Source organism: Pseudoclavibacter helvolus (assembly GCF_049707175.1).
In the GTDB taxonomy this organism is placed as follows: Bacteria; Actinomycetota; Actinomycetes; order Actinomycetales; family Microbacteriaceae; genus Pseudoclavibacter; species Pseudoclavibacter helvolus_A.
On record NZ_JBNAFM010000017.1, the window covers coordinates 1 to 12457 of the forward strand.

Genomic DNA, 12457 nt, shown 5'->3' on the forward strand with positions numbered 1-12457 from the left:
GAGCGAGGGCGGACCCACCGACGTGGACCACGGCATCCTGCTGTGCTCGTTCCACCACCACGAAGTCCACCGCGGACGCTTACACGTGACCCACGGGCCGGACGGCCGATGGCACGTGAGCGCCACACCCCCGCACTACGTGCGACGGCGACGGCCACGACGCCGCCTCCCCGCGCGCACCGACGCGCCACAACCCGACTGGAACCCCAGAACATGAACCCGAACATGAAACGGCCGGACTTGGAAGCGGCGCCGCAGACGCGAAAGTGCCGCCGAGATCACGAAGACCAGGGCGGCACCGGTTGCTGTCCTACCCCGCCCAGGAAGAGCGAGGTGCAGCAGCGCGACTAGAGCTGCGGCTGACGAGTGTTGTAGCCGAAGCGCGTGGGACGCTGCGCGTAGCCATCCTTGCGGACAGCGCGAACAGTCTCAGCGGCGAAGGCGACAACCGCCACAACCCCGATACCAAAAGCAAGAAGTTCCATGAGTCCACCTCCGTGATCTGCCGGCAGGCGCCGGATATTGCAATCCAATCGCTTCCGCCCGGGCGTGTCGCGGTCCACTCGAGGGTCAGTGGACTGGTCGCCGGCGATTGGACCCCAGCAGTGGCGAGCCCGCGTCGGGCCCATGGCGAGCCCGCGTTGGGCCCGCGTCAGGCCGCGTTCTCCGCCAGCCACTCCTCAACGAACACCGCAACGCCGTCATCCGTGTTGCTGGGAATCACGACCCGTGCCGCCGCGAGCGCCTCCGAGCGCGCATTCGCAACCGCGATCGGGTGCCCGACCACCTCGAAAGCCGGCAGGTCGTTGTAGTTGTCGCCGAAGTAGTACAGGTCCTCGCGGCCCACCCCCAACTGCTCCGCAACCGCCAGCAGACCCGTGCCCTTCGAGCAGTCCGCGTTCGCGATCTCCAGGTACGTGTCCTTCGACCGGTAGCTCACCACCCCGAGTCGCCCCGCGAGGGCCGCCTCGAGTGCATCCACGAGGGCCGGATCTCCCATGCACATCACCTTGTGCGGGGGAGTCGCATCCACGGCCCCGGACGCGACGAACTCCAACGTCGACCGCGGCTCCGGATGCACCCACGTGTGCGTCCGCTCACGCTCCATCCACGTGTCCTCGCCCCACGCATACCAGTGCTCCCCGGCGAAGAAGCTCGCGTGCAGGCCAGCCGCCTCGCAGTGCTCGGCGATGAAACGCGCATCCGACGGCGCGATCGGCACACTGTGCTGCACCTCGCCGCTTCCCGACAGCACCAGCCCGCCGTTGTACGCCACAAGCGGCGAACCAAGGCCGCCATACAGCCGCTCAAGCACGCGCATCGACTCCGGCGGCCGCGACGAGCACAGCACGAACTGGTGACCGGCAGCCCGCAGCGCCCGAATCGCCTCGATCGTGCGAGGGGAGAGCGTGCGCTGCGCGCTCAGCAGGGTGCCATCGATGTCGCTGAAGAAGAGAGCCATGAGCTACACCATCTCAGGCAGACGCGTGTCTGCCATCGAGCGAACGTCGCGCGCCGACAGCTGGGCCCACGAATCCGCGAGGATGCGCGTGCCCGCCTCGAGATCCGCCACCGGTGCCGTGAACGGCACCCGGAGGAACCGCTCAAGGCTCCCATCGATCGAGAACTTCGGACCCGCGACCAGCGCCAGACCCCGCGCCTCCGACAGGGACGTCATGGCCGAACTCGCCGACTGAGCGAGATGCACCCACATCGACAGGCCCCCGTCGGGCAGCGGCACATACCATTCCGGCAAGTGCAGGCTCAGCGCCTCGTGGAGGGCATCGCGGTGCCGGCGCATCTGCTCCCGGCGCCGCGGCAGCAACTCCGGCAGGGCACGCACAACCCGCTCCGCAAGCAGCTGCTCGATCTGCGGCGTCCCCAGGTCGCCCGCGGGCCTCGCCTGCACAAACCGACGGATGAGCGCCGCATCCGCCCGGATCCACCCGATACGCAGCCCCGCCCAAGCTGCCTTGCTGAGCGAGCCGACCGTGACGACCCCCGAACCGGAGAACGGTGACGCGCCCCGCGCGTGACGCGCGAACGGCCCGTCGTCCCAGGGGCGGTCGATCGACAGGTCCGCCGTCGTCTCGTCGACGACCAGAATCGTTCCGGCGGCCCGCGCCGCCTCAGTGACCCGCACACGGTCCTCAGGGCGCATCGACGCCCCCGTCGGGTTGTGGAAATCGGGGATGAGGTAGGCGAGCGCCGGGCGCATCCGCTCGATCGTCTCGATGAGATGCTCGATCTCCCACCCGCCCGTCGTGACCGGCGTCGCGATGAGCCTCGCCCCCGCCCGCCGCATCGCCTCGTAGGCGTGCGGGTACGTCGGCGACTCCACGAGCACCACGTCCGACCGCGTCAGCAGCGTGTGGGCGGTCAGCGAGATCGCATGCTGCGCGCCCATCGTCACGATGATCTGGTCAGGCGTGGTGGGCAGCCCGCGTGACGTGTAACGGTCGGCGATCGCCGACCTGAGCGAGAGCGTGCCGAGGAGGTCAAACCCTGGGGCGCCGAGCGCGAGCGGCATGGACGCCGACGCGTCGGCGATGATCTCAGCCAGCCCCTCCACCGGCGGCGGCACCGCCCGAGCGAAGTCCACGCCAAAGTTCTCGCCCTCGCCACTCGGGCGGTAGTCCTGCCTGCCGAGCCGGGGGAGCGTCACCCGGCTCCCCGACCCCTGCCTGCTCACGACGTGCCCGCTGTCGCGGAGCGACTGGTACGCGGCCACGATCGTCGTACGGCTGCGGCCCGACTGCACCGCGAGCTCCCGCTCCGACGGGAGCCGCGTGCCAACGGGAATGCGGCCATCGACGATCAGCAGACGGATGCGCTCGGCGAGCGCCTCATACGCCGCCGAGTCATCGCGCAGCTCACCGGCCAACGCGAGCAGCGTACGGGCGGAAATGCGAGAACCAGAATTCGACTCCATGGGTCCAGTATGCGCGAAGTGGACCGAGACGGCCAGGCCAATATGGGGATTGGATGTGCCTACCGAACGTTCCCCGACCGTCACGGAGATGGCTCATGGATCTCATCATGCTCATCGCTGGCGGCGTCATTGCCGTCATCGCCGCCGCCTTCGGGGTGTCGGCGACCATCGTGATCTTGCTGCGCGACGGCTACCGTGCCCGCCCCTTCCAGTCCAGTTACGATTCGCGACTGCCGCGCTGACTGCGCTCCGGCCAGACCTGGCCCCCTGAAAGTGCGCCACCTGGCCCCCTGAAGGTGCGCCACCTACACTGTCCGCAATCTTGGGGGAGGCGCCATGACCGCAACGACGCAGCACGGATCTCGAAGCCACCAGGTCGGCCGGGTCGCCGCGATCGGTAGGGCCGTTGCCGCGGCCTTCATCATGGCGTTCGGGCTCCTCGCGTCGACGGAACTCTCCGGGCTCCTCTTCGGTGCCGACGCGACCGCCGCGAGTGGCTTCGGGTCGCGCGTGCTCGTCGCCGGGAGCGTCACCGTCATCGTCGTCGGCCTCATCCTTTTGCTCCGACGGCGCTGGGACAGGCGGACCCTGACCGAGATGGGCCTCACTGGCCCCAGAACCGGCGCCGCTGGCTTCGCCATCGGGTTCGGGGTGCTCGTCGGAGCCGGGGTCGCCGTGCTCCTTCTCCTCGACCTCACGGGGGTCGTGACGGTTCTCGCCGTCGCCCCGCTCCAACTCCTCGGCTTCGTCGCGACGAACGCCGTCGTCGCCCTCCTGCTCGAAGCGCTGCCGGAAGAGCTCGCGATTCGCGGCTACGCCCTCACGAACCTGCGCGACGCTTTCCCGCCAGCCGTGGCCGTGGTCCTCAACATCTGCGCGTTTCTCCTCGTGGCAGTCTCGGCACTCGCGCTCCAAGGCCTCATCGCGCTCGTGCGTGGGAACGGCGAAGGTGGCCGGCTCGCGCCGTCCGGCGAAGACCCGATCGTCTACTACACGATGCTCGTCGCCTTCGGGTACCTGCTGATCTACGCGCGGGACGCCACCGCATCCGCCACCATCTGGACCGCCGTCGGCGCCCACCTCGGCTGGCTCACCATGAACCGGATCGTGCTCGGCGCGGAGGGCGTGCAGTTCGAGATGGACGAGCTCGGGTCGCTCCTGTTCTTCGCCGGCTACGCCACCGTCTCGATCGTTGCGTTCAGCTGGCTGCGGCGGGCGTCTAGAAGAAGTTCACGAGCACAACGAACGTCGCCGTCCCGAGCCCCACGCTGAGGAGCGTCCTGCGCCCGAACCCCAGGTGCACGCCGATCGTCACGGCGAGCGCGATCGCGGCCCACAGCGCGCTCCGCGGCTCGCCGGTGAAGTCGCTGAAGGTGACGACTGCCAGGATCGCGAGGATGCCCGCCGGCATCCACACGGCGAGCCGCTGCACCGTCTTCGAGTCGCGCAACGGCTTGAGCGCCGCAAACGGGAGCGCGCGCAGCCCGAACGTGATGCCTCCGCACACCGCGAGCGCACCGATGAACCACCACACGTCAAACATCGTCGCCCAAACCTCCTCGACGGTCCCGCCTCGCGGCGAACAGGGCGCGCACCGCGAGCGCCACCGCGAACAGGATGAGGGCGGCGAACAGGGGCGCGCCCGGCACGACGAGCAGCCCGAACGACACGCTCAGTCCCGCGATGAGCAGCGAGGGGACGTCCTCTCTGGAGCGGATCGCGTCGAGCGCGAGCACCGTGAACAGCGCGCACAGCGAGAACTCGAGCCCTTTGATCTCGCCGGGCAGGATGCTCGCGAGCGCCACCCCGAGCAGGCCCCCGCCGACCCAATACGTCTGCAGGGCGAGCTGGAGGGTGAGGAGGCGGGTCGCTGACCGCTGCTCGCGCGGGATCGGGGTGACGATCGCGTACGCCTCATCGGTCATGGCCCAGATCGAGTAGAGGCGCGCGAAGCGGCCGCGCACGAGGTGCAGCGGAAACGAGAACGCGTAGAAGACGTGGCGGAAGTTGACGAAGAACGTGGTCAGCGCCATCGTCGCGATGGGAGTTCCTGCCGCGATGAGCCCGACGAGCAGGAGTTCGATCGAGCCGGCGTACACGAACACCGACAGGGACGGTGCCACCCACCAGGGGAGTCCCGCCTGCATGACCAGCACGCCGAACGCCACGCCGAGCGGGACAACGCCGAGGCCAGCCGCGAGCGAGTCGCGGAGTCCGGCGCGGATGCGCTCTCCACGGGTTGCAGGCACGGCGACGTGTGCGCCCGCCTCGTGGGGCGAGTTCGGGCCGCCCGGCAAGGGCCGCCCGTGGGGTGCGGTTGGCCCGCCACCGGATGCGGGGCCACCCGGCACCCGGAGTGCATCGAGCGCCCCGTGCCCGTCCGGCGCTCCGGGTAGTGTCGCCGCCGCATCCTGCGGGCACGCGTCTCGCGCGGCGGGGTCTGCGGTGGTCATGCGGAGATCTTGGCACGGAAGTCGCGCATCACGAGAGCGAATGTGATCGCGTCAGCGCCATTCTCCGCAATAATCAGGTGTGGACACCATCGATCGCGCAATCGTGCGCGAACTGCAGGCCAACGCTCGCCTCACCAACGCCGAGCTCGCGCAGCGCGTCGGCCTGACCCCGGCGCCCTGCCTGAGACGGGTGCGGCGCCTCGAGGAGGACGGTGTGCTGCTCGGTTACCACGCCGAGGTCAACCCCGACAAGATCGGACGCGCCTTCAAAGTGCTCATCGACGTCGACCTGACGAGTCAGGCGCACAGCACCGTCGAGGCGTTCGAGTCGCAGGCCGTCGAGCTCCCCGAGGTCACCGAGGTGCGCCGCATGTTCGGCTCGCCCGACTACGCGTTTCGTGTCGAGGTCGCCGACCTCGAAAGCTTCGAGAAGCTGCTTCGCGAGAAGGTGTGGCGCCTCCCGGGCGTGCACCGCGTGACCTCGCACTTCACCATGAAGGTCCTCAAGGGGTGAGCGCACCAGGCTCGACGCCCGCGCAGCGAAGCCCGCGGGCCTGGCTCGCGGCGGCTCCGGCGGTGCTCATGATGGCCTGGGGCGGCAACCAGTTCACGCCCCTCCTCCTGCTCTACCGCAAGGTCGAGGGCTACTCGGCGCTGCAAGTCGACCTCTTCTTCGGCGCCTACATCCTCGGCCTCATCCCTGGCTTCCTCGTGGCTGGGTCGCTGTCCGACAGGTTCGGCCGCAAGCCGCTCATGGTCGCCGCCGTCGCCCTGAGCGTCGCCGCCGCGGCCGTGCTCGCGCTCGGCAGCGCGAGTCCGCTCGCCATGATGATCGGGCGCCTCCTCTCCGGCGTCTCGGTGGCGGTCGCCATGGTGGTCGGTACCACCTGGATCCGCGAACTGTCGAGCGGCGCCGTTCCACCGGCCGCCGCCGCGAAGCGCGCATCCCTCACCATCACCGCCGGGTTCCTCCTCGGCGCCGTTGCCGCCGGACTCCTCGCCCAGTGGGCGCCCTGGCCGACCCTCACCCCGTACGTCGTGCAGCTCGCCCTGACGTCGATCGCCGCCGTCGCCCTCCTGCGCGGCGCCGAGACCGCCGGCCCCAGCGGGGGAACGCTCGGGCGGGGAAGTGCGCGTCGACCGCTCATCGACGTGACGATCGCGCCCGAGCACCGCCGCCGTTTCTTCTTTGTGGTCCTGCCGATGGCGCCCTGGGTGTTCGCGGCCCCCGCCCTGGCGTTCGCCATCTCACCCGCCATCGTCGTCGACCAGCTCGGCGGCCTCGAGATCGCCTTCGCGGCCCTCCTCACGCTCGTGACGCTGACCGTCGGATTCCTCGTCCAACCGAGCGTGCCGCGGCTCGCGGCGCGCGTCCGGGGTGCCTCGGGGTCGGTCGGGCTCGCCTTCCTCGCGGCCGGCGCGCTCCTCGTGGCCGCGAACGTCGCCCTGCAGTCGCCGCTCCTGGCGTGCGTCGCCGGCGTCCTCCTCGGCGCCGCGTACGGCGTCTGCATGCTCACCGGCCTCGTCGAGGTGCAGGCCATGGCGGGCGGCCGCAACCTCGCCGGCCTCACCGGGCTCTACTACGCCCTCACCTACATCGGCTTTGCCTTGCCCGCCCTCCTCTCAGCGCTCGCGCCCGTCTTCGGCATGGCGGCGCTCCTCGTGGCGGTCGCCGTCACGGCGAGCGGATGCGCGGTGCTCGTCGCCCTCGGAGCGCGGCGCACGCAGGACCCCAGGGCGTGAAGCTGGGCGGGCGCGCACCTGCCGATCAGTGAACGCCCACGTTTGATCCCTAGCGTGGGGCAGGTCCTTCCGACGGCCCCGCCCGCGGCCAGCCGTCCGCCCGGCACGACGCACGACCGACCCCCACGGAGGCGCACGATGACCAACCTCACGGACCCCCGCACCCTGTACCGCGACGCTGGGTTCCCCGAACAGGAGCAGCAGCAGCCGGGACTCACCGGCGAGACGACGCCGGCCCCCGACCACGGCGAGCACAGCTACGTCGGCCACGGCAGGCTGAAGGGGCGCCGGGCTCTGATCACCGGCGGCGACTCCGGGATCGGCCGAGCCGTCGCCATCGCCTACGCCCGCGAGGGGGCAAAGGTCGCCATCTCCTACCTCCCGGAGGAGGAGGACGACGCGCAGGAGACCGCTCGTCTCATCAACGAGGCAGGCGAGACCGGGCTCCTGCTCCCCGGTGACCTTCGCAACGAGCAGTACTGCACCGAGATCGTCCACGCGACCGTGGCCGCGTTCGGCGGCATCGACCTGCTCGTGCTCAACGCCGCCTACCAGCGAGACCGGGCCAGCATCGGCGACACCTCCACTGACGAGATCCGCCGAGTTCTCGCGACGAACCTCGAAGCCCCCATCTACACGCTCCGCGCCGCCGAGCCTCACCTGCCGCCGGGTGCATCCGTGATCTTCTCCTCGTCCGTGCAGGGCTACGAGCCAAGCGATGGGCTCTTTGACTACGCGATGACGAAGGCGGGCCTCGCGTCCCTCACCGAGTCGATGGCCAAGGAGTTCGGGCCTAAGGGCGTGCGCGTCAACGCGGTCGCACCCGGCCCGGTGTGGACGCCGCTCATCCCAGCCACGGGCTGGGACGAAGAGAAGCTCGCGAGCTTCGGCCAAGACACGCCCCTCGGACGAGCCGGCCAGCCGGCGGAACTGGCGGGCGCCTACGTCTACCTCGCCTCCGATGACGCCACCTACACCTCGGGGGCGATCATCGCCGTCACCGGCGGCAAGAACCTGTGACCGGGCGCAACACGCACGGCTGAGAGGAGCGCGACACCATGGCCAAGAGCACGTCTAAGAGCACATCTAAGAGCACGTCCAAGAGCACGGGATCGGGCAAGAGCTCCGGCGGGGAGCCGAGCCTGAAGGACCAGGAGCTCTACGAGAAGCTCCGCGACGAGGGAAACTCGAAGGAGAAAGCGGCCCGCATCTCGAACGCGGCCGCCAACCGAGGGCGGTCGCAGGTCGGACGGAAGGGCGGAGAGGCCGGGTCCTACGACGACTGGACGGTGCGCGAACTCACCGCGCGAGCCAAGGAGCTCGGCCTCACCGGGTACTCCGGAAAGCGCAAGGGCGAGCTCATCGACCTGCTCCGAGAGCACTGAGCCTGCCCCGAGAGCACTGAGTCCGCTCAGCGAGCACCGGACGCTTCCTGTTTGCGGTTCGGCCCACGAGTGCCTTGGTGGGTTAGTCGAGCTCGAGCGTCTCGAATGGCTGGAGGTCGATGAGGGTCGCCCCGGCGCGGTCCGCCGACTCGCGCAGTCGCGTCGTCGCCAGCGTCTTGCCGACCTTCGCCAGCAGCATCTCGTGCACGGGCAGTACCCGCTTCGGACGCACCCGCTCGATGTAGTCCATCGACTCCGCGATGCGCATCCACGGGGCGTTCGCGCAGACCGCCAGCACGTCGATGTCGATGCCCTCCGGCGCGATGTACGCGTCGCCGCCGTAGTACAGCGCGCCGCGTTCGACGAGCACGCCGATGTTTTCGACGCGGGGGATCGAGCTGTGGATGATCGCATGCTCGCCACCGAAGAACTGCAGGTCGAAACCCCCCACCAGCACCGACTCGCCGGCGGCGACGTCGATGACCTCACCCAAGTCGGGGAGGTCCGCGGCCAGGATCTTCTCGGCCGCTGCCGGCGTCGTGAAGATCGGCGTCTTCGGGTTCCTGGACAGGATGCGCGTCAGCTGCTCTGGGGTCCAGTGGTCGTCGTGCTCGTGCGTGATGACGATCGCGACCGTCCCAGCTGCCTCCGTGATGGGGGTCGTGAACTTCCCTGGGTCGATGAAGAGGCGCGATCCGCTCTTCTCAATCGAGAGTGCGGCATGCTCGAGCTTGGTGAGGCGCATGTTCCCCCTTCAGAACTGCAGGCCCCAGCTCGGGGCCTGACGATCCGACCAAGGTAGCAACCCGCGGCTGTCCGAGCGCAGAGCTTCCCCGGAATACCGGGCGACGCGCCGCCGCCGTTGGACGGAGTTGCGCTCGCTTCGTCGGGTGTGCCAGAATATCCGAGTTGCCAAAACGGTCCCATCGTTTAGCGGCCTAGGACACCGCCCTCTCACGGCGGCAGCGCGGGTTCGAATCCCGCTGGGATCACCAAGAAAAGCCCGGCACGAGACGCGTCTCGTGCCGGGCTTTTCGCATGCGTCGATCCGTCGTGCCAAGGTTGACGCCTCTCTCGTGCCGAGTTACGTTTGCATGGTCTTGTTCCCGAAAGATTGGCAGGCCGGTGAGGATTCTCGACGCCCCCGCAACGCACACTGTGCGCTGACGACCGTCGAACCCGCCTTCTGAGGCTCCCGGAGTCAGTGCACGCACTGAACACCACCAGGGAGCACCGTGTCTACGCCGACACCCCACAAGACTTTTCCGATCTCGTTCGCCGACCTCAGCCTCACCTGGCCGGACGGCAACCCGGCCATCGACTCGCTGAGCGGGGCCTTCCCTCCGGGACAAACCGGCCTTGTCGGCCGCAACGGCAGCGGCAAGTCGACGCTGCTGCGCTTGATCGCCGGGGAGCTCGCCCCGACCGGCGGTACGCTGCGCGCCGAGGCCGACATCGCCTACTTGCCGCAGCAGCTGACCCTCGAGACTGAGCTGCCCGTGACGACCCTCCTGGGCGTCGACGCGAAGCTCCGCGCGCTCCGCGCCATCGAGGCGGGCTCCGTCGACCCAGTCGACTACGACACCGTCGGCGACGACTGGGACGTCGAGGTGCGCGCGGAATCCGCGCTCCGCGGCCTCGGTCTCGACGAGCGGATGCTCGGCAGGACCGTCGGCGGCCTGTCGGGCGGCGAAGCCATGCTGCTCGCCGTCGCCGGGCTCCGCCTTGGCGGTGCGCCCATCGTCCTGCTCGACGAGCCGAGCAACAACCTCGACCGCGGCGCCAGGGAACGGCTCATCGCCCTCGTCTCGTCGTGGCGCGGCACCCTCGTCATCGCGAGCCATGACGAGGAGCTCCTCGAACACGTCGATCAGATCGCCGAGCTTCGAAACGGCGAGCTCTCGGTGACCGGCGGGGGATACGCGGCCTACCTCGAGCAGCTCGAGCGTGAGCAGGCTGCCGCGGCGCAGGCGCTGCGTGCCGCCGAGGGCACCCTCAAGTCGGAGCAGCGCGACCGGAGGGAGGCCGAATCGCGCATCGCGGGCAGCCTCCGCGCGGGAAAGAAGGCGCAGGCCAACAAACGCGCGCCGAAGATCCTGATGAACGGGCAGAAGGCGAGGGCCCAGGTCAGCGCCGGGAAGCTCCGCGGCGAGCACGAGTCGCGCGTGGCGGAGGCCCGCCAGGCCGTCGAGCGGGCGGAGGGTCGCGTGCGCGACGACGCGAGCATCCGCATCCACCTCCCGGACCCTGACGTCGCGGCGTCCCGTCGCCTCGTGACCATCGAGGTGCCGAGCGACGGCGACGAGCTGCGACGGCTGGTCATCATGGGCCCCGAGCGGGTGGCCCTCACCGGGCCCAACGGGTCTGGCAAGACCACGCTGCTCGACGCGATCGCCGCGTCGGCCCGGGCGTGGGGCGCGGACGGCGGGCCCGCCACGGCCAGCGTCCGCACGCCCGGTGGCGTGTGCGTCACCGCAGCCACCAGCCGAGTCGGCTACCTGCGTCAGCGCCTCGACAGCCTCGACGACGGCGCGAGCGTGCTCGAGAACGTCCAGCGCGCGGCCACGGAGACGCCCGTGCAGGAATTGCGGGCGCAACTCGCGCGGTTCCTCCTGCGGGGCGCCGTCGTCGACAGACCCGTCTCCTCGCTGTCGGGAGGCGAGCGCTTCAGGGTGTCTCTAGTCAGGCTCCTCCTCGCGACCCCGCCCGCTCAGCTCCTGCTGCTCGACGAGCCCACCAACAACCTCGATCGGGAGTCCGCCGCGCAGCTTGTCGACGCGCTCCGCGACTACCGGGGCGCCGTGCTGGTCGTGAGCCACGACCAGCGCTTCCTCGCGACGCTCGAGCTGACGAGGAGGCTCGAAGCAGTAGGCACCGCGGGCCCCGGCGCGAAGAGCGGAATCGTGGAGGGCGCCTGAGACTGCGGCGGTCTTGCGGGGCGGTCTCGCAGCCGAGCCTCCGCAATGCCACAATGGACGCACGCGCGATCTACGCGTACAAGGTGTGCCTTCGGGGCAGGCCACCCGGGCAGAGTTCCAGAGGTGCTATTTGTGAATACTGAACTGGCTTCTTCGTACGCACGCGCGGAGGAAGCTGTCGCGTTGCGCGTCAGCGCTGCCAGCGACGTCGGCAGCGTGCGCCAGATCAACGAGGACTCCGTGCTCGCGCGCATGCCCGTCTTCTTCGTCGCCGACGGGATGGGCGGCCACGCGTACGGCGACCGGGCCAGCCAGACCGTTGTCGCCACGTTCGACGAGGAGTTCCAGGTCGAGGAGCCGGCGACACCCGACCGGGTGCTGCGCACCATCGACCGCGCCAACAAGGCCGTGCAGGACCTCGTCACCGAGGCTGACGGCCCCGGGGCCGTCGCGGGGACGACGCTGTCGGGCATCGCCCTCGTCGACCTCGCAGACCTGGGCGCCGAACTCCTCCACTGGATGATCTTCAACGTCGGCGACTCTCGCGTCTACGGATGGAACGGTCGCGCCCTCGTGCAGGTCACCGTCGACCACTCGGCCGTGCAAGAGATGGTGGCCATGGGGCTCATCTCGGCCGCGGATGCGCTCATCCACCCCGACCGCAACGTCATCACCCGCGCGGTGGGCTCCGAGACCGACGTCGAGGCCGACATCTGGCTCATGCCCGTGCACGGGCACCAGGTGTTCCTCGTCTGCTCCGACGGGCTCACGAAGGAGCTCAGCGACGAGCAGATCTCGCAGGTCATGCTCGAGTACCACTCCGACCCCGAGCCGGAGCTCACGCTCGCGGAGACGCTCGTGCAGACGGCCGTCGAGGTCGGTGGGCGCGACAACGTCAGCGTCGTCGTCATCGACTCGGAGTACGCCAACGCAGACCAGGCGTCCGCGGCCCCGCCCACCACGACGGGGCCGATCGCGGCCCCGCCCGCAGACGACACCTTCGAAGATACGACCCCGAGGTAATCG

Annotated in this window: 14 protein-coding genes, 1 tRNA gene and 1 pseudogene; 10 read left to right on the plus strand and 6 right to left on the minus strand. The window is 69.7% G+C overall.

Annotated features, from left to right (window positions below; all coding sequences use genetic code 11):
- A pseudogene (locus ACPYN9_RS13520) lies at positions 1-217 on the plus strand (hypothetical protein); the annotation flags it as partial.
- A 130-nt stretch (positions 218-347) separates the two neighbouring features.
- Here ACPYN9_RS13520 and ACPYN9_RS13525 read toward each other — a convergent pair.
- From ACPYN9_RS13525 to ACPYN9_RS13535, 3 genes are all read right to left on the minus strand, one after another.
- A complete protein-coding gene (locus ACPYN9_RS13525; protein ID WP_424467065.1) occupies positions 348-485 on the minus strand; it encodes a hypothetical protein in 138 nt (45 codons plus the stop codon).
- Positions 486-652: 167 nt separating this feature from the next.
- A complete protein-coding gene (locus ACPYN9_RS13530; protein WP_424467066.1) occupies positions 653-1462 on the minus strand; it encodes a Cof-type HAD-IIB family hydrolase in 810 nt (269 codons plus the stop codon).
- Positions 1463-1465: 3 nt separating this feature from the next.
- Entirely contained in the window at positions 1466-2932 is a 1467-nt protein-coding gene (locus tag ACPYN9_RS13535; RefSeq protein ID WP_424467067.1) for a PLP-dependent aminotransferase family protein, read from the minus strand.
- Between the two features lie 95 nt (positions 2933-3027).
- On the opposite strand from ACPYN9_RS13535, the gene ACPYN9_RS13540 reads away from it, so the two are divergent.
- Together ACPYN9_RS13540 and ACPYN9_RS13545 are read left to right on the plus strand one after the other, a co-directional pair.
- Positions 3028-3174, plus strand: coding sequence for a hypothetical protein (locus tag ACPYN9_RS13540; RefSeq protein WP_424467068.1), 147 nt, complete (start codon positions 3028-3030; stop codon positions 3172-3174).
- Between the two features lie 94 nt (positions 3175-3268).
- Complete coding sequence (locus tag ACPYN9_RS13545; protein ID WP_424467069.1) at positions 3269-4204, plus strand: type II CAAX prenyl endopeptidase Rce1 family protein; 936 nt, start codon at positions 3269-3271, stop codon at positions 4202-4204.
- On the opposite strand, the gene ACPYN9_RS13550 is transcribed toward ACPYN9_RS13545, so the two are convergent.
- The gene (locus ACPYN9_RS13550; protein ID WP_424467070.1) at positions 4152-4475 is read right to left on the minus strand and encodes a branched-chain amino acid transporter permease; all 324 of its coding nucleotides are present in this window, start codon (positions 4473-4475) and stop codon (positions 4152-4154) included. The genes ACPYN9_RS13545 and ACPYN9_RS13550 overlap by 53 nt on opposite strands.
- Positions 4468-5385, minus strand: coding sequence for an AzlC family ABC transporter permease (locus tag ACPYN9_RS13555; protein WP_424467071.1), 918 nt, complete (start codon positions 5383-5385; stop codon positions 4468-4470). Before ACPYN9_RS13555 ends, ACPYN9_RS13550 begins: the two co-directional genes overlap by 8 nt.
- 79 nt (positions 5386-5464) lie before the next feature.
- On the opposite strand from ACPYN9_RS13555, the gene ACPYN9_RS13560 reads away from it, so the two are divergent.
- From ACPYN9_RS13560 to ACPYN9_RS13575, 4 genes are all read left to right on the plus strand, one after another.
- Complete coding sequence (locus ACPYN9_RS13560; RefSeq protein WP_424467072.1) at positions 5465-5899, plus strand: Lrp/AsnC family transcriptional regulator; 435 nt, start codon at positions 5465-5467, stop codon at positions 5897-5899.
- Positions 5896-7128 carry an MFS transporter gene (locus ACPYN9_RS13565; protein ID WP_424467073.1) on the plus strand — a complete coding sequence of 411 codons (1233 nt, stop codon included), beginning with the start codon at positions 5896-5898 and terminating at the stop codon, positions 7126-7128. Before ACPYN9_RS13560 ends, ACPYN9_RS13565 begins: the two co-directional genes overlap by 4 nt.
- 138 nt (positions 7129-7266) lie before the next feature.
- On the plus strand, positions 7267-8148 hold the full coding sequence (locus ACPYN9_RS13570) for an SDR family oxidoreductase (protein ID WP_424467074.1): 882 nt from the start codon (positions 7267-7269) through the stop codon (positions 8146-8148).
- Positions 8149-8186: 38 nt separating this feature from the next.
- Complete coding sequence (locus ACPYN9_RS13575) at positions 8187-8513, plus strand: DUF7218 family protein (RefSeq protein WP_424467075.1); 327 nt, start codon at positions 8187-8189, stop codon at positions 8511-8513.
- Between the two features lie 82 nt (positions 8514-8595).
- On the opposite strand, the gene ACPYN9_RS13580 is transcribed toward ACPYN9_RS13575, so the two are convergent.
- Positions 8596-9258: an MBL fold metallo-hydrolase gene (locus ACPYN9_RS13580; protein ID WP_424467076.1), complete on the minus strand. Its 663-nt coding sequence runs from the start codon at positions 9256-9258 to the stop codon at positions 8596-8598.
- A gap of 174 nt (positions 9259-9432) precedes the next feature.
- Between ACPYN9_RS13580 and ACPYN9_RS13585 the strand changes: the two genes are divergently transcribed.
- The 3 genes from ACPYN9_RS13585 to ACPYN9_RS13595 all read left to right on the plus strand — a co-directional run bounded on the left by ACPYN9_RS13585 (position 9433) and on the right by ACPYN9_RS13595 (position 12454).
- Positions 9433-9508, plus strand: a tRNA-Glu gene (locus ACPYN9_RS13585).
- Between the two features lie 240 nt (positions 9509-9748).
- Entirely contained in the window at positions 9749-11431 is a 1683-nt protein-coding gene (locus ACPYN9_RS13590; protein WP_424467077.1) for an ABC-F family ATP-binding cassette domain-containing protein, read from the plus strand.
- Positions 11432-11563: 132 nt separating this feature from the next.
- Positions 11564-12454 carry a PP2C family protein-serine/threonine phosphatase gene (locus ACPYN9_RS13595; protein WP_424467078.1) on the plus strand — a complete coding sequence of 297 codons (891 nt, stop codon included), beginning with the start codon at positions 11564-11566 and terminating at the stop codon, positions 12452-12454.
- The last annotated feature ends 3 nt before the right edge of the window (positions 12455-12457 follow it).